Origin of the sequence: Nocardioides marmoriginsengisoli, from assembly GCF_003725695.1 — a bacterium.
In the GTDB taxonomy this organism is placed as follows: Bacteria; Actinomycetota; Actinomycetes; order Propionibacteriales; family Nocardioidaceae; genus Marmoricola; species Marmoricola marmoriginsengisoli.
Window position 1 is genome coordinate 169,162 of sequence record NZ_RJSE01000007.1, and the last position, 15,817, is coordinate 184,978.

At 70.0% G+C, this 15,817-nt stretch carries 14 protein-coding genes; 11 read left to right on the top strand and 3 right to left on the bottom strand.

Features of this window, described 5'->3' with window-relative positions; all coding sequences use genetic code 11:
* The first annotated feature begins 187 nt into the window (after nt 1–187).
* From EFK50_RS09470 to EFK50_RS09505, 8 genes are all read left to right on the top strand, one after another.
* On the top strand, nt 188–1,957 hold the full coding sequence (locus EFK50_RS09470) for a flavin-containing monooxygenase (protein WP_183407747.1): 1,770 nt from the start codon (nt 188–190) through the stop codon (nt 1,955–1,957).
* A 166-nt stretch (nt 1,958–2,123) separates the two neighbouring features.
* A complete protein-coding gene (locus EFK50_RS09475) occupies nt 2,124–3,275 on the top strand; it encodes a substrate-binding domain-containing protein (RefSeq protein ID WP_148046109.1) in 1,152 nt (383 codons plus the stop codon).
* A 68-nt stretch (nt 3,276–3,343) separates the two neighbouring features.
* Nucleotides 3,344–4,138: an ATP-binding cassette domain-containing protein gene (locus EFK50_RS09480; RefSeq protein WP_123227342.1), complete on the top strand. Its 795-nt coding sequence runs from the start codon at nt 3,344–3,346 to the stop codon at nt 4,136–4,138.
* Nucleotides 4,138–5,346 carry a sugar ABC transporter permease gene (locus tag EFK50_RS09485; protein WP_123227343.1) on the top strand — a complete coding sequence of 403 codons (1,209 nt, stop codon included), beginning with the start codon at nt 4,138–4,140 and terminating at the stop codon, nt 5,344–5,346. Before EFK50_RS09480 ends, EFK50_RS09485 begins: the two co-directional genes overlap by 1 nt.
* A gap of 44 nt (nt 5,347–5,390) precedes the next feature.
* On the top strand, nt 5,391–7,994 hold the full coding sequence (locus tag EFK50_RS09490) for an acetoacetate--CoA ligase (protein ID WP_221177341.1): 2,604 nt from the start codon (nt 5,391–5,393) through the stop codon (nt 7,992–7,994).
* A 35-nt stretch (nt 7,995–8,029) separates the two neighbouring features.
* On the top strand, nt 8,030–8,863 hold the full coding sequence (locus EFK50_RS09495; RefSeq protein ID WP_123227344.1) for a mycofactocin-coupled SDR family oxidoreductase: 834 nt from the start codon (nt 8,030–8,032) through the stop codon (nt 8,861–8,863).
* A gap of 111 nt (nt 8,864–8,974) precedes the next feature.
* Nucleotides 8,975–9,538: a hypothetical protein gene (locus EFK50_RS09500; protein WP_123227345.1), complete on the top strand. Its 564-nt coding sequence runs from the start codon at nt 8,975–8,977 to the stop codon at nt 9,536–9,538.
* Nucleotides 9,538–9,825, top strand: a complete 288-nt coding sequence (locus tag EFK50_RS09505) for a transcriptional regulator (RefSeq protein ID WP_123227346.1) — start codon at nt 9,538–9,540, stop codon at nt 9,823–9,825. The genes EFK50_RS09500 and EFK50_RS09505 overlap by 1 nt, the downstream gene beginning before the upstream one ends.
* Before the next feature lie 64 nt (nt 9,826–9,889).
* Here the strand turns inward: EFK50_RS09505 and EFK50_RS09510 are convergent, their stop codons facing one another.
* Complete coding sequence (locus EFK50_RS09510; protein WP_123227347.1) at nt 9,890–11,410, bottom strand: SDR family NAD(P)-dependent oxidoreductase; 1,521 nt, start codon at nt 11,408–11,410, stop codon at nt 9,890–9,892.
* A gap of 132 nt (nt 11,411–11,542) precedes the next feature.
* Here EFK50_RS09510 and EFK50_RS09515 point away from each other — a divergent pair, with 132 nt between their 5' ends.
* The 3 genes from EFK50_RS09515 (at nt 11,543) to EFK50_RS09525 (ending at nt 13,842) form a co-directional block, all read left to right on the top strand.
* Entirely contained in the window at nt 11,543–12,337 is a 795-nt protein-coding gene (locus EFK50_RS09515) for a glycerophosphodiester phosphodiesterase family protein (protein ID WP_123227348.1), read from the top strand.
* 59 nt (nt 12,338–12,396) lie between these two features.
* Nucleotides 12,397–12,813, top strand: coding sequence for an ATP-binding protein (locus EFK50_RS09520; RefSeq protein ID WP_183407749.1), 417 nt, complete (start codon nt 12,397–12,399; stop codon nt 12,811–12,813).
* A gap of 93 nt (nt 12,814–12,906) precedes the next feature.
* Nucleotides 12,907–13,842, top strand: a complete 936-nt coding sequence (locus tag EFK50_RS09525; protein WP_123227349.1) for a DUF5926 family protein — start codon at nt 12,907–12,909, stop codon at nt 13,840–13,842.
* 144 nt (nt 13,843–13,986) lie between these two features.
* Here the strand turns inward: EFK50_RS09525 and EFK50_RS09530 are convergent, their stop codons facing one another.
* Together EFK50_RS09530 and EFK50_RS09535 are read right to left on the bottom strand one after the other, a co-directional pair.
* Entirely contained in the window at nt 13,987–15,174 is a 1,188-nt protein-coding gene (locus EFK50_RS09530) for an arginine deiminase (protein ID WP_123227350.1), read from the bottom strand.
* Nucleotides 15,175–15,206: 32 nt separating this feature from the next.
* Nucleotides 15,207–15,809 carry a TMEM165/GDT1 family protein gene (locus EFK50_RS09535; RefSeq protein ID WP_123227351.1) on the bottom strand — a complete coding sequence of 201 codons (603 nt, stop codon included), beginning with the start codon at nt 15,807–15,809 and terminating at the stop codon, nt 15,207–15,209.
* Nucleotides 15,810–15,817: the final 8 nt, after the last annotated feature.

Sequence of the window (15,817 nt, forward strand, 5' to 3'; positions counted from 1 at the left end):
CCACGGGCCATCACGCCCATTTCGACGCACCAGAACGCGCGACTCGACGAGTGCGCCGGGTCGACGCGTCGAAAATTTCCTCTTCGTACTACTTCCGCTCGTCAGGTGACCTGTGTCATATTCCTCCCTACCGAGCGATCGCTCGGTCGGGCCAGGTAGGGCACGAAGGCGTCAAGGAGGAATGCACGTGAGGGTTGGCACCGATTCGTCCCCCGTCGAGGTGAAGGCGGCTTTCCAGGGCTGGCTCACGGAGTTCGCGGGGACCCTGGAATCGGCCGACACGGCCGGCACCGTCGGCTTGCTCGACGCGGACTGCTGGTGGCGGGACCTCCTGGCGCTCAGCTGGGACCTGGGCACCTTCCACGGCACCGACAAGGTGGCCGGCCTGCTCGACGAGAACCTGAAATCGGCGGCCGTCTCCGACGTGCAGCTGATCACCGACTTCGGCCCCCGGTTCGTCGCCGAGGAGGGCGGCAGCGGTTCGATCGAGGGCTTCTTCACCTTCCAGACCGCCGGCGCCTGGTGCCGGGGCGTCGCTCGCATCCGGGAAGGCGCGGACGGCTGGCGCGCCTGGACCGTGATGACCGGCGCCGAGGACCTCAAGGGCCACGAGCGCGCCCTCGGCAGCCGCCGTCCCACCGGCCCGCGCCACGAGGTCGGTGCCACCACGCAGCGCAACTGGAAGGACCAGCGCGACGCGGCGCAGGCCTACGCCGACCGGGAGCCCGAGGTGGTCATCCTCGGAGCCGGCCAGGGCGGCCTCGCGCTCGCGGCGAACCTCCGGCTGATGGGCGTCGACGCGCTGATCCTGGAGAAGAGCGGCCGGATCGGCGACGGCTGGCGCAGCCGCTACCACTCGCTGGTGCTGCACGACCCCGTCTGGGCCGACCACCTGCCCTACCTCCCGTTCCCGCAGTCGTGGCCGATCTACTCGGCGAAGGACAAGATCGCCGACTGGTTCGAGTTCTACGCCCAGGCGATGGAGCTCAACGTCTGGTGCTCGGCGGAGATGACCGACGCGGCGTACGACGAAGCGGCCGGCACCTGGACGGTCAAGGTCCGGACCGCCGACGGCGAGCGCACCCTCAAGCCGCGTGACGTCGTCCTCGCCACCGGTGCGGCCGGTGAGCCCAACGTCCCCGACTTCCCGGGCCGCGACTCCTTCGCCGGCACCGTCTACCACTCGAGCAAGCACGGCGCGGGCGGCAGCTGGGCCGGCAAGAAGGCGATCGTCGTCGGCGCGTGCAACAGCGGTCACGACATCGCGCAGGACCTCCACGAGGCCGGTGCCCAGGTCACCCTGGTGCAGCGCTCCTCGACGCACATCATCAGCCAGCTGCACGGCATCCCGGCGATCTTCGGTGCCAACTTCACCGAGTCGGGCCCGCCGACCGAGTACTCCGACCTGCTGGCGAGCGCCTTCCCGTGGCCGCTGGTGCTGGAGGCCGCGAAGGACGGGGTCAAGCAGACGGCCGAGAAGGACGCCGAGCTGCTGAGCTCGCTGGAAGCGGTCGGCTTCAAGCTCAACGACGGCCCCGACGGCACCGGCCTGATGGGCTACGCCCTCGCCAAGGGCGGCGGCTACTACATCGACGTCGGCGCCTCCGGCCTGATCGCGGACGGCAAGATCGGGCTCGCCCAGGGCTCCGGCCTCGCCGAGTTCACGCCGTCGGGGATCAAGCTGGCCGACGGCCGCGAGCTGGACGCCGACCTCGTCGTCCTGGCGACCGGCTACTCCAACATGCGCGAGACGGCGCGCCGGCTCTTCGGCGACCAGGTCGCGGACCGGTGCCCGCTGGTGCTGGGCATCGGGGAGGACGGCGAGATCGGCGGGCTCTACCGCCGTACCGGGCAGCGCGGCTTCTGGTTCATGGGCGGACCGCTGGCCTGGGTGCGGATCTACTCCAAGCACCTCGCGCTGCAGATCACCGCGGACCTCCGCGGAGTACGTCCCTGACGTCCGGCGTCAGCGGATCCCATGAGTCGGCTCGGGGGCTCTGGGTGAGAACGACGCGGCGGAGGGAGGAGACCTCCACCCGCCCCGTCACCTGATGAGCGGCTGCGAACAGCGCTCATGAAGAACCCTGCCACCCGGCCGGGTGCGTCCCTCGAAGGAGAAGAAGATGCAAGGCAGTAGAAATGCATGGCTGAGGCCCGGCCTTGTCGCGATCGTGGCGGGGCTCAGCCTGGTGCTGGCCGCCTGCGGTGGCGGCGACGGGGACTCCGATGGCGGCGGCTCGTCGTCCGGCAAGAAGCTCGTCTACTTCATGGCCCCCAACACCACTCCGACCCGCTACATCGAGCAGGACGGCCCGGACTTCGAGAAGGCCCTCGAGGCGCTCGACCCCGATATCGAGGTGAAGTTCGTCAACGGCGGCGGCGACTCGGCCACCCAGCTGTCGCAGGCGAACTCGGCGATCTCGGCCGGAGCGAAGGCCCTGGTCGTGGTGGCGGCCGACCCGAACACCAGTGCCGGTCTGCTGCAGGCCGCCGCGGCCGCGAAGGTCCCCGTGATCGGCTACGAGAACCCGCCGCTCAACGGACCGATGTACGCCCAGGTGATCTTCGACCCGTACAAGGTCGGCGTCCAGCAAGGCGAGTACTTCAAGAGCCAGGTCGAGGCCGGTGCTTTCGGCGACGGTCCGATCGACCTCGCCCGCCAGTACGGCAACAAGGGCGACGTCTACACGACCGACATGCTCAAGGGCCAGAACGAGGTGCTGCAGCCGCTGATCGACGACGGCACCCTGAAGGTGGTCTGCGAGGACTACATCAAGGACTGGGCCCCCGACAACGCCCAGAAGGCTGCCGAGCAGTGCCTGACCAAGACCCAGAACAAGGTCGACGTCTTCCTCGGCTTCTACGACGGCAACGCCGCGGGCATCATCGCCGCGCTCAAGGGCAAGGACGTCAAGATCCCCGTGTACGGCGGCCAGAACCCGGAGCTGACCGGCATGCAGTACATGCTGACCGGCGACCAGCAGGACGCCGTCCTGAAGCCGTTCTCGGTCGAGGCCGAGGCGGCCGCCAAGATCGCCCTCGCGGCCATCAACGGCGAGGACCCGCCGTCCGACCTGGTGCAGGACTCGGTCAACAACGGGACGAACGACATCCCGACCGCCAAGCTCGACACCACCCTGATCCACCTCGAGGAGGGCAAGGACCCCGGAGAGATCGTCCAGCAGGCCGTCGACCTCGGGATCTTCACCTGGAAGCAGATCTGCGACGGCGGTCCTGCCGCTGACACGCCGACCTGCAAGGCCAAGGTCGGCTGACCGACCCACGATCGAGGTGTGGCCGCCCGTCGGCGGGCGGCCACACCTCACCCAAGGAGGGGAACCCCATGCCTGACGCTGCTACCACCGTGGAGCGCGGCGAGCTGCTGCTCGAGCTCAACCAGGTCTCGAAGTACTTCGGCGGAGTCCGTGCGCTCCACGACGTCGACCTGGAGCTCTACCGAGGCGAGGTCGTCGCCCTGGTGGGCGACAACGGCGCGGGGAAGTCCACCCTCGTCAAGGTCATCTCCGGAGTGGAGCACCCCGACTCGGGCGCCCTCCGCGTGCGCGGTGAGGCGGTGCGGCTGGAGACGCCGCGGGCCGCCCAGAGCGCCGGGATCCACACCGTCTACCAGGACCTCTCGTTGTGCGACAACCTCGACGCGGTCCGCAACCTCTTCCTCGGCCAGGAGATCACCGGCGGGTTCCTGCGGGGCCGGCCGGTCAGCCGGCACCGGATGGAGCAGCAGGCCCGCGACGTGCTGGACAGCCTGGCCGTCAAGGTCCGCTCGCTCAACACGCCCGTCGGCGGGCTCTCCGGCGGCCAGCGGCAGGGCATCGCGATCTGCCGCGCCCTGATCTCCGACCCGAGCATGGTGCTGCTCGACGAGCCGACGGCAGCGCTGGGCGTCTCCCAGCGCGCCGAGGTGCTCGACCTGATCCTGCGCCTGAAGTCCCAGAACCGCGGCGTCCTGGTGATCTCGCACGACCTCAAGGACGTCCAGGAGGTCGCCGACCGCGTCGTGGTCATGCGCCTGGGCAGCAAGGTCGCCGAGTTCGGTCGCGGCGAGTACACCTCGAGCGACCTGATCGCCGCCATCACCGGAGCCCACGAGGCCCCCCGATCCCCCGAGAGCAACTGATGAGCACGCACAAGGCCCCGGCACCGACGACCGCGGGGGAGCAGAGCACGCCCTTGCTCTCGCGCCTGGTCGAGGGACTGAGCGGGCGCTACCGCAGCATCCCGGTGCTGTTCGTCCTCGGCCTGATCTGGCTGTACTTCTACTCCCGCAACTCGGCGTACCTCACCTCGACGAACATCACGAACCTCTCCCTCCAGATCGTCACCACGGCGATCCTGGCGCTGGGCATCGTGTTCGTGCTGCTCGTCGGCGAGATCGACCTCTCCTCCGCGCTGCTCTCCGGCGTCTGCGCCACCGTCACCGCGCAGCTGGCGATCAAGAGCGACTGGCCGTTGTGGATGGCCATCCTCGGCGGTGTCGCCACCGGTCTGGTCTTCGTCCTGGCCGAGGTGCTGGCGATCATCTTCGGCGTACCGTCGCTGATCGTCACGCTCGGCGGCATGGTGATCCTGCAGGGTCTCCTGCTGGTGGTGCTGCCGCCCGAGTTCGTGATCAACATCGGCGGCACCGACTTCGCCAAGATCTCCTCCACCTACATCCCGTCCGGCTGGGCGTTCGTCATCGCCGGCGTGGGCTGGCTGCTCTTCTGCGCGGCCCGCTTCCGCGCGCACCGGGAGCGCGGCGCGGCTGCGGACTCGTCAGCACTGGTCTCGGTCGGCGTCCCGGCCGTCCTCTGCGGGGTCGTGGTCTTCGGGGCGGTGGCGGTCCTCGGTGAGGGCCGCGGTCTGCCGCTGCCGGTGCTGATCCTGGTCGCGATGCTGCTGATCGCGTCGTACGCGACGAGCCGGACCCGCTACGGCACCCACCTGTACGCCGTCGGCGGCAACCGCGAGGCCGCGCAGCGTGCCGGCATCCCGGTCTCCCGGATGGTCATCTACTCCTTCCTGGTGCTCGGCGCCTGCGCGGCCGTGGCCGGGATCATCGAGGCGTCCCGCCTGCTGGCGGTCTCCAACTCGTCGGGTGGCGGGCCGCTGATGCTGAACGCGATCGCCGCCGCCGTCGTCGGCGGGGCGAGCCTCTTCGGCGGCCGCGGCACGGTCTGGGCCGCCCTGCTGGGTGCCCTGGTGATCGGGTCGATCAACAACGGCGTCCAGCTCCTGGGTCTCTCGACCGAGGTGCAGAGCTTCGCGACGGGCGGTGTACTTATCCTTGCTGTTGCGATCGACGTCGTGATCACCCGAGGGTCGCTGCTGCCCAACCGCCGATGACCAGTGAACGTTCAGGTGTGCAACGCGAAAGGGGATGTGCAGACGTGACAGTCGAGGCGGCGTGGCTGCCCACGGACGACCAGATCGATCGCTCCCGAGTGGTCGACTTCGCTCGGTGGCTCGGAGCGCAGGGAGTCGTCACGCTGGCCGACCCGCGGGACTACCGCGAGCTCCAGGCGTGGTCGGCGGCGGAGCCCGCGCTCTTCTGGGAGGCGGTGGCGACGTACTTCGGGGTCGACTTCGGGGTGAAGGCCACCGAGGTGCTCTCGTCGCGGGAGATGCCCGGGGCGCGCTGGTTCCACGGCGGCTCGCTGAACTTCGCCCGGGAGATGCTCAAGCACGGGGCCGCCGAGCGCGAGGCGATCATCCTGGTGCGCGACGACGGGCACCGTGAGTCGGTCACCTTCGGCCAGCTCCGCGAGCAGGTCGCCGCGGTCGCGGGTGCGCTCGCCGATCGGGGTGTCGGCGAGGGCGACCGGGTGGTCGCCTACCTGCCGAACTGCATCGAGGGCGTGGTCGCGTTCCTGGCGTCGGCGACCCTGGGAGCGGTCTGGTCGCAGACCGGCATGGACTACGCGCCGGCCGCGGCGATGGACCGCCTCGGCCAGCTCGACCCGACCGTCTTCATCACCGGCACCGGCTACCTGTTCAAGGGCGTCCAGCAGGACCGCCGCGACGCGGTCGCCGAGCTCCGGGTGTTGCTGCCGGTCGACGCCTTCGTCGTGTCGATCGAGACCGGCGGCGTCGCGCGCGACGACACCACGCCGTACGACGCCACCTGGGAGCAGCTGCAGCGGTTCAGCAAGCCGGTGAGCACCGAGGTCAACGTGCCCTTCGACCATCCGCTTTGGGTGCTGTTCACCTCGGGCACCACGGGTCGGCCCAAGGGCATCGTGCACGGGCACGGCGGCGCCCTGCTCGAGCAGCTCGTCTCGCCGGGATTCCACATGGACCTCGACGAGAGCGACGTCTTCTTCTGGTTCACCACGCCCAACTGGATGATGTGGAACGCGCAGATCTGCGGGCTCCTGCACGGCGCCACCATCGTCCTGTTCGACGGCAGCCCGACCCACCCCGACACCGGTCTGCTCTGGCGGCTGGTGCAGGACCTGGGCGTCACGGTGTTCGGCACCAGCCCGGGCTACCTGCAGGCCAGCGCGCGGGACGGTCTCGAGCCGGGCCGCGACCTGGACCTTTCGGCGCTCCAGCTGATCGGCGTCACCGGTTCGGTGCTGCCGGCCAGCAGCAACGAGTGGGTCCGTGAGCACGTGCGCGCCGACCTCCAGCTCGGCTCGATGAGCGGTGGTACCGACATCGTCGGCATCTTCGTGGCCAGCGCGCCGAACCTCCCGGTCTACGACGGCGAGCTCAGCGGTGCCGCGCTCGGCGTCGCCCTGGAGGTCTGGGACGAGCGCGGCAACCGGCTGCCCGACGGCGAGACCGGCGAGATGGTGATCACCCAGCCGATGCCGTCGATGCCGATCGCGTTCTGGGACGACCCGGAGGGCGAGCGCTACCGGGACGCGTACTTCGACGTCTTCCCGGGGGTCTGGCGGCACGGCGACTCGATCACGGTCACCGAGCGCGGGACCGTGCTGATCCACGGCCGCACCGACTCGGTGCTCAACCGCAACGGGGTCCGGCTCGGCAGCGCCGAGATCTACGAGGCCGTCGAGTCGCTGACCGAGGTGAGCGACAGCCTCGTCGTCGGCGTCGAGCTCCCCGAGGGCGGCTACTGGATGCCGTTGTTCGTGGTGGCCGACCCGGGGACCGACGAGGTGGCACTGCGCTCGAGCATCGTCGAGACCATCGCCGGCCGGACCTCGCGCCGGCACGTGCCGGACGAGATCATCGTCGCGCCGGCCCTCCCGCGCACCCGCACCGGCAAGCGGCTGGAGGTGCCGGTCAAGCGGATCCTCCAGGGAACCGCCGCCCGTCGGGTCACCAGCATGGGAGCGGTCGACGACGTCGAGGCGCTGAAGTGGCTGATCGACTTCGCCCGGAAGCGAAACGGGGACGCCGCGGTCAGCACCACCGTGCTGCCCACCGACACCTACGAGGACTGGCGGATCTACCACGAGCAGAACCTGCCGCGGGTACTGAGCGCCGCCCTCGACGTGTTCGCGGAGAAGGGCTACCACGGGACGACCACGCGTCAGCTCGCCGACCGGTCCGGGCTCTCGGTGCCCGGCATCTACCACCACTACAAGTCCAAGCAGGACATCCTCTTCGACCTGATGATGGTGATCGTCGACGAGCTGATCGAGCGGAGCCGCTTCGCGGTGGCCGACGCCGACGCCGAGCCGCGGGCGCAGTTCGACGCGCTCGTCTCGAGCATGCTGCTGTTCCACGTCTACCGGCGCAAGGGCGCGATCGTCTCCACCAGCGAGCTCCGGAGCCTCGAGTCCGTCAACCGGCGGAAGTACCTCGACCGCCGTGACGAGCTGCAGGCGATGCTGGACAAGGTGATCGACGACGGCGTCGCCACCGGGGTGTTCCACACGCCGTACCCGGGGGACGCGGCGCGGGCGATCACGTCGATGTGCGCCGGGGTCGCGACCTGGTACCGGCCGGAGGCGCCGCTCAGCTTCGACCCGCTGCTCGACCGCTACCTCTCGATCGCCGAGGCGATCGTCGGGGTCGGCTGAGCCGGGCACCGCAGATCGCACTCGAGGAGGAGAGCATGGGACGGGTAGAGGACAAGGTCGCGCTCATCACCGGAGCCGGCCGCGGCCAGGGACGCAGCCACGCCGTACGGCTGGCCGAGGAGGGCGCGTCGATCATCGCGTTCGACATCTGCGCGCCGGTGGCGTCGGTGAGCTACGAGATGTCGACGCGCGAGGACCTCGAGGAGACCTGCGAGCTGGTGCGGGCCGCCGGCGGTCAGGCGTACGCCGCGCAGGTGGACGTCCGGGACTTCGACGTCCTCAGCCGTGAGCTCGCGGCCGGGATCGATGCCCTCGGCGGGCTCGACGTCGTGGTGGCCAACGCCGGCATCGCCAGCTACGCCCCGGGTCACGAGATCTCCGAGGCCGCCTGGCAGGAGATGATCGACATCAACCTCACGGGCACCTGGCACACCATCAAGGCCGCGGTCCCGCACCTGGTCGCCGCGGGTCGCGGCGGGTCGATCGTGCTGACCAGCTCTGCGGCGGGCCTGCAGGGCACCCCGAACCTGGCCCACTACGTGGCAGCCAAGCACGGGGTCACCGGCCTGGTGCGCACCTTCGCCAACGAGCTGGCACCGCACTGGATCCGGGTCAACAGCGTGAACCCGACCCAGGTGGACACACCGATGATCATGAACGACGAGATCTTCCGGCTGTTCCGGCCCGACCTGGAGTCCCCGGGCCGCGACGACATCGTCGACGTCTCGATCGCGACCAACGCGCTGCCGGTTCCCTGGGTGGAGGCGAGCGACGTCTCCAACGCCGTCCTCTTCCTCGCCTCCGACGAGGCCCGCTACATCACCGGCGTGACGCTGCCGGTCGACGCCGGCATCCTCGCCAAGGTGTAGCACCGTCGAATAGGCCTGTTTCGTCCGTCGAATAGGCCCGTTCGGTCAGTCGAGTGGGCCTGTTCCGTCAACTACTTGCCATGTTGGAAAGTTCGATCCATACTTTCCAACATGGAAACTTCACCTGCAAGGCCCACTCCGGAGGAAGCTGCCGCCGTACTCCGGGACGCCGAGGAGTCGCGCGACCGGCTGGCTGAGGACCTGGTCCTGCCGCCGTACTTCCATGCGTCGATCGGTGCGTCGATCGTTGCCCAGATCGTCACCGGAGCCGTCGGGATCGCTCGGCAGGACGGTGCCGGCATGCGGCTCGTCGTGCTCGGGCTGGTGGTCTTCTACGCGGTGGGGGCGGCCCAGCTCTTCGCGTTCCGCCGCCGGAACGGCGTCTGGCTGGGCGGGCTGATGAGCCGGGTCGTCTTCGGTACGGCGACCCTCGCCTCGACCGTGTACGCCCTCGCGTTCGGCGCCGCCGTCTGGGCAGCGTTCGCCGACCTCTGGTGGGTCGTCGCGATCTGCGCAGTCGTGGGCGGTGCGGGCTACGTCGTCAGCGGCGTCCGGTGGATGCGCACCTACCGCTCGGACCCGGCCAGGCACGGACGTGGCGAGTCGCTCCTGATGGTGGTTCTGCTGGTGCTCTCGAGCGTCGTCCTCGGCGTCCTGCTCGTGATCGGAAGCTGATGGGAGAGCTCGACCGGCACCTCCAGCCCCCGGCGCGCCTCAAGCTGATGACGATGCTCGCCACCACCTCTGAGGTGGAGTTCGTGGTCCTGCGTGACGGGCTCGACGTGTCCGACTCGGTGCTCTCCAAGCACGTCGCCGCTCTCTCCGAGGTCGGCTACCTGCGCAGTCGGAAGGGCACTCGCGGCGGCCGGCGTACGACCTGGGTCTCGTTGACGGGCAAGGGGCGCAAGGTATTGACGGAGCACGTCGGCGCGTTGCGGGCGATCATCGCGTCGGTCGAGTGACCAATCGGGCCCACTCGACGAACCGAAGGGGCCTATTCGACGCACAGAACGGGCCTACTCGACGTCACCAGGGGCTTGGCTTGAAGTCCTTCACGAAGCACCCGTACAGGTCCTCGCCGGCCTCGCCCAGCACGATCGGGTCGTAGACCCGCGCGGCCCCGTCGACCAGGTCCAGCGGCGCGTGCCAGCCCTCGGCCGCGATCCGGAGCTTCTCCTGGTGCGGCCGCTCGTCGGTGATCCAGCCGGTGTCGACGGCGGTCATCAGGATCTGGTCGGTCTCGAACATCTCCCCGGCGCTGGTCCGGGTCAGCATGTTCAGCGCCGCCTTCGCCATGTTGGTGTGCGGGTGGCCGGGGCCCTTGTAGCGGCGCGAGAACTGGCCCTCCATGGCACTCACGTTGACGACGTACGCGCGGCGCGCACCGGCCCGTACGGCGGCACGCATCGACGGTCGCAGCCGGGAGATCAGCAGGAACGGTGCGATCGAGTTGCAGAACTGCACCTCGAGCAGCTCCAGCGGATCGACCTCCTCGACGACCTGGGTCCAGGAGTTGTTCGTCTGGGTGTCCGGGAGCAGTCCGCCGGCGTCGACCGCGGTCCCGGCCAGGTGCGCCTCCAGGGACGCGTTGCCCGCCTTCAGGGCGAGCGCGGTCAGCGAGGCGGCGTTGTGCATCGCGATCGCGTGCTCCTCGGACTCGCCCTCGTGGTGCGCGACGGCGGCCGCGGCGAGCGCGCCGGAGATGGCCGCCGGGTGCGCCTCGGAGATTCGGTCGAACGCCACCATCTCGGGGAGCACCGGCAGGTCCGGCAGGGGAGCGGACTCCATCTCCACCAGGTTGGAGTAGGCGCCCGGCGAGCGTCGTACGGTCTGGCAGGCGTTGTTGATCAGGATGTCCAGCGGCCCGTCCGCGGCGACGTCGTCGGTCAGCGCCACCACCTGGGTCGGGTCGCGCAGGTCGATGCCGACGATTTTCAGCCGGTGCAGCCAGTCGGCGCTGTCCTCCATCGCCGCGAACCGGCGTACGGCGTCCTTCGGGAAGCGGGTGGTGATGGTGGTGTGCGCGCCGTCGCGGAGCAGCCGCAGCGCGATGTACATCCCGATCTTGGCGCGGCCGCCGGTGAGCAGCGCGCGCTTGCCGGTCAGGTCGGTGCGCTGGTCGCGCTTGGTGTGGCTGAACGCCGCGCACTCGGGGCAGAGGTGGTGGTAGAATGCGTCGACCAGGGTGAAGTCGTTCTTGCAGATGTAGCAGCCGCGCGGGTTGATCAGCTCGCCGGCGAACGCGCCCCGGGTGTTCGAGACCAGCGGGATGCCCTGGGTCTCGTCGTCGATCCGCATCGGCGAACCGGTCGCCGTCGCCTCGATCACGGCCCGGTCGGCGGCCAGCTCGGCGTCGCGCTTCCGCTTGCGGCGCTCGGCCTTGAGGGCTTTGTACATGTGCGACGCGGCCCGCTTCACCGTGACCAGGTCGGGGTCGGTCTCGTCGAGGTGGTGCAGCTGCTGGAGGACCCGGACGGTGGTCTCGAGGTCCGCCGGGTCGATCCCGCCGGTCCCGGGGTCGGGGGCGGTGTCGTCGGTCGGGGTCACCGGCGAATCCTACGTCGTGCCGCGGCCGTCCCCGGACATGCGAAGGTGGCGGGAGGGACGCCTGGACGCCCCACCAGTCCCGCGCGCGACATTTGCATGTCGCCGTACGAGGATCACGAGCACAATGTCCCCATGGGAGTGACGAGGCCGCAGGTGGTCGCGCACCGGGGGTCGAGCGCCACCAATGCCGAGCACACCTTGGGTGCGTACGTCGCGGCGCTCGACGAGGGTGCCGAGGCGTTGGAGTGCGATGTCCGGCTGACCGCCGACGGGCACCTGGTCTGCGTCCACGACCGCGACCTGAAGCGGACCGCCCAGAAGCGTGCCCTGGTCTCGTCGATGGAGCTCTCGGACCTGGAGCAGCTCGACTTCGCGAGCTGGAAGCACCCGTGGGCGGAGCTGGACGACGAGGCGCCCGAGCTGGACCCGGAGCTGGGCAAGGTGCTCACCCTGCGGCGGCTGCTGGAGACCGTGCGGGACTACGAGCGCCTGGTCGAGCTGGCGATCGAGACCAAGCACCCGACCCGGTACGCAGGTCTGGTCGAGCGCCGGCTGGTGGAGCTGCTCGACGACTTCGGCTGGGCGGGCGCCGACTCCCCGGCCCGGGTGATGAGCTTCTCCTGGATCGCGCTGCGCCGGGTACGCCGGCTGGCCCCCGACCTGCGCCTGGTATTCCTGATGGACGGCCCGACCGACTGGGCCCGGGTACGACCGTTCGCCGAGCCGGACTGGATCGCCGGACCGGGGATCAAGGTGCTGCGCAAGCACCCGGACCTGATCACGCGGATCCGGGAGGCGGGCACCGAGCTGCACGTCTGGACTGTCAACAAGGAGTCCGACATCGATCTCTGCCGGTCGATGGGCGTGAGCGCCGTGATCACGGACAGACCGGGTCCGACGAAGAGGTACCTCGACGCCGACGTTTGACGGCGCCCGGCGCGGGGAAGGGTCAGTCCGCCAACGGTTCGAACGCCGAAGGAAGTCCCTTGAGCACACTCCTCGCAGCCCCTCTGCAAGGTCCCGTTTCGCTGAGTCTCCCGTTCTCCGCCGAGAGCGCCGGAGCGGTACGCCGCGCCCTGGTCAGCTGGCTTGCCCACCAGGGCTCGTCCCCGGTCACGATCCACGACGCCCGCCTGGTGGCGACCGAGCTGGTCGCCAACTCGATCCGGCACGCCACGCCGCTGCGGAACCAGACCCTGCTGGTGAGGTGGCGCCGCGAGGGCGACGACCTGGTCCTCAGCGTCTGCGACGGCGGCGGCTCCACCGAACCCCGGGTCGTCACCGCCGACTACGACGCCGAACGCGGCCGCGGACTGGCCATCGTCGAGGCGCTGAGCCTGCGCTGGTGGACGGAGCGGACCCGGCGGATCCACGTCGTGCACGTCCTGATCCCGCTGGCCTGAACGCCTCCGCCAGGAGCCCTCGGCCGTACCGGTACGCCGGCGGTGCCACGGGTGGGGCGTCGAGCAGGCCCGGGCACTCGGTAGCCTCCCCCCATGGGAAAGAAGTCGCGCACCAAGGGTCGTTCCGTCGAGTCAGCTCCCGGCGAGGTCGGCCCGCGCCAACCGTGCCCGTGCGGCTCCGGGCGTCAGTACAAGTCCTGCCACGGCAGCCCGTCCGGACCCCCGCCGATCTTCTCGGCCCGGCCCTTCGAGGGCTTCGTCGGCGAGACGGATCTGATCGCCCTGCGCGAGTTCGTGCCGGCGGCCTCGGCGCCGCTGACCCTCAAGGAGGACCCGAAGCGCGAGGTCACCCTCTGCACCCTGCTGCCCGGCGCCGCGCCGGCCCTGGTCCGGGAGAACGGCGCCATCTGGCTCGGGCTCCAGGTCCAGCACGCGTACGGCGACCCGAGCCGTGACCTGGCCGCGGTGCTGACCGCCGCGCTGACGGCAGAGCCCGGCACGATGGTCGGCCTGACCGAGAGCCCCGGCGACGGACCGCGGCTGCAGGACCTGGTCACCGGCGAGCTCGCCGTGACCGTCCACGAGGGCTTCGACTTCTGGCTCTCCGACGTCGACGACGAGGACGGCAGCATGGCCGCCGTGCTCGAGCAGGCCAACGGATCGGCGGCGCCGACGGTCCGGCTCGACGGCGTCGAGGCGGCGTACTGGACGGCACTCGGGGAACGCGAGTTCCTCCGCTGGGTCCGCCCCGAGGACGAGGACCAGCTCCTCGACGCACTGGCCCGCCTGCACGCCGCCGGCGAGGACCACCTGGTCGAGGACGGCCGCCTGATCGGGATGTTCCGTGCGCACGGCGTCCTGGTTCCGGTGTGGGACCTGCCGCAGGGCACCGGTGCCGAAGCGCTGGTCGCTCCGGTGGCGGAGTTCGAGAAGAAGCTGGTCGCCACCCTCGCCGATGCTCGCCCGTTGGAGACCCACGAGCGCTCGGTTCGATCCGGGTTGGCGAGCCGCCAGCTCACGATCCGCTAACTGGTCTACTTTCCGAAGTTAAAGAACATCGGAGTATCGGAATCCCTGGCACGAAACGGATACTTGTTCTAGAGTCGCAAATGCCCGGTCGGTGTTGCATCCCCCGTCAACATCGGCCGGGCTCTCACGTTTTCGCGTGACTCTTTAGAGCTCGTCCCGTGCGATCGGGCAGCTCATGCAACGGGGTCCGCCGCGACCGGAGCCGAGCTCGGATCCGGCGATCGCGATCACCTCGATCCCGGCCTCCTCCAGCCGGGCGTTGGTCTCGACGTTGCGCTCGTAGGCGACGGCCAGCCGGGGCGCCAGTGCCAGGGTGTTGTTGCCGTCGTCCCACTGCTCGCGCTCCGCGGTGACCGCGTCCAGGCCGGTGTCGATCTGGTGCAGCGTGTCGATCTGCATCGCCTTCGCGGCCGCCACCAGGAACGGTTCCGCGCGGGCTACCTGGAGGACGCCGTCGCGCTGAGTGACGGCGTACGCCTGGAGGTGGTCGGCCACGTTCGGGTACATCACGATCTTGTCGACGTCGACCATCGTGCAGACCGTGTCCAGGTGCATGGTGGCGCGCTCCTGGGCGATCGGTACGGCGAGCACCGTGGTCGCCAGGCCCGCGTCGAAGACCTGGCGGGCGAGTCGTTCGGCACCGGCCGGCGTGGTCCGCTCGCCGACGCCGACGGCGATCACCCCCGCCGAGAGCAGCAGCACGTCACCGCCCTCGACGTGCTCGTGGTGGGCACCGTGGATCGTCTGCACGCCGGCGAACCGGGGGTGCGCGGTGTAGATCAGCTCGGTCAGCTGGGTCTCGCGCTCCCGGGCCGGCATCGCCAGCGAGGTGATCGCGACCCGGTCCCGGACCCAGACGCTGGAGTCGCGGGTGAAGAGCAGGTTCGGCAGCGGGTCGATCAGGAAGTCGTCGTGGGCCAGCAGCGAGGTCACCAGGCCGAAGCCGCCGCGGACCTCGTCGTTGCGGATGCCGGCGGTGAGAACCGACGCCAGGCCCTCGGGGGAGAGCCCGCCGAGCGCCAGCCGCAGGTAGTCGCGCAGCGTGTCGCCGAGGTTCAGCGAGCCGAGCACGTCGGAGATCGCGCGGGTCCGGGCGCGCTCGTCGGCGAGGGTCTCGACCAGCAGGTCGACCAGGTAGAGGACCTCGACATCGCGGTCGCGCAGTGCCGCGGCGAACGCGTCGTGCTCGTCCTGGGCCCGGGAGACCCAGGGGATGCCGTCGAAGAGCAGCTTGTCGTTGTTCCGCGGGGTCAGCCGCTTCAGCTCGGGGCCGGGACGGTGCAGCATCACGGTCCGCAACCGGCCGACTTCACTGGAGGCTCCAAGAGGCATGGTGCGAGCCTACGACTCCGGCGCCAGGTGGGTCAGGTCGCGAGCTCGTAGAGCGTCAGCGCCTCGAGCACCAGGCAGATCGCGGCGCCGGCGTAGAAGACCCGGGAGAGCTTGAGGTGCCGGAGCAGGAACCGGCCGGCGACGACGGCGAGCCCGGAGACCGCCAGCAGCGCACCCCAGGCGCCGAGGAAGACGCTGACCGGCTCGTCGTACTTGCCGACCAGGCTGATCGTGAGCAGCTGGGAGAGATCGCCCCACTCCGCGGCGAAGAGGACGATGAACGAGGTCCCGATCGCGGCCAGGCCGGTCTTGCTGGCGGTCGCTTTCGCCGCGAACTCCTCCTCGGTCTCCGCTTCCGCGGCGTCGGCCTTGGGTGCCTCCCGGATCAGCAGGATCGCGCCGAACAGGAAGATCGCCGCCGCCACGACCTTCACCAGGTCGTCGGGCAGGAAGGACACCGCACGGCCGACGGTGACCGCGATCAGGGTCTGCACCAGGAACGCCAGGCCGACGCCGATCCAGACGTAGATGCCGCGGTAGCGGGTGGAGAGCACCAGGGCGGCGATGAAGGTCTTGTCGGGGAGCTCGACGACGAAGATCGCCGCGAAGCTCAGGGCAATGACGGCGAGATCCACCCGGCAAA

Bases quoted from the DNA above. Each gene is read 5' to 3' on its own strand.
- EFK50_RS09495 (WP_123227344.1), top strand. From the start codon at position 8,030: ATGGGACGGGTAGAGGACAAGGTCGCGCTCATCACCGGAGCCGGCCGC.
- EFK50_RS09485 (WP_123227343.1), top strand. From the start codon at position 4,138: ATGAGCACGCACAAGGCCCCGGCACCGACGACCGCGGGGGAGCAGAGC.
- EFK50_RS09500 (WP_123227345.1), top strand. From the start codon at position 8,975: ATGGAAACTTCACCTGCAAGGCCCACTCCGGAGGAAGCTGCCGCCGTA.
- EFK50_RS09475 (WP_148046109.1), top strand. From the start codon at position 2,124: ATGCAAGGCAGTAGAAATGCATGGCTGAGGCCCGGCCTTGTCGCGATC.
- EFK50_RS09505 (WP_123227346.1), top strand. From the start codon at position 9,538: ATGGGAGAGCTCGACCGGCACCTCCAGCCCCCGGCGCGCCTCAAGCTG.
- EFK50_RS09525 (WP_123227349.1), top strand. From the start codon at position 12,907: ATGGGAAAGAAGTCGCGCACCAAGGGTCGTTCCGTCGAGTCAGCTCCC.
- EFK50_RS09480 (WP_123227342.1), top strand. From the start codon at position 3,344: ATGCCTGACGCTGCTACCACCGTGGAGCGCGGCGAGCTGCTGCTCGAG.
- EFK50_RS09530 (WP_123227350.1), bottom strand. From the start codon at position 15,174: ATGCCTCTTGGAGCCTCCAGTGAAGTCGGCCGGTTGCGGACCGTGATG.
- EFK50_RS09515 (WP_123227348.1), top strand. From the start codon at position 11,543: ATGGGAGTGACGAGGCCGCAGGTGGTCGCGCACCGGGGGTCGAGCGCC.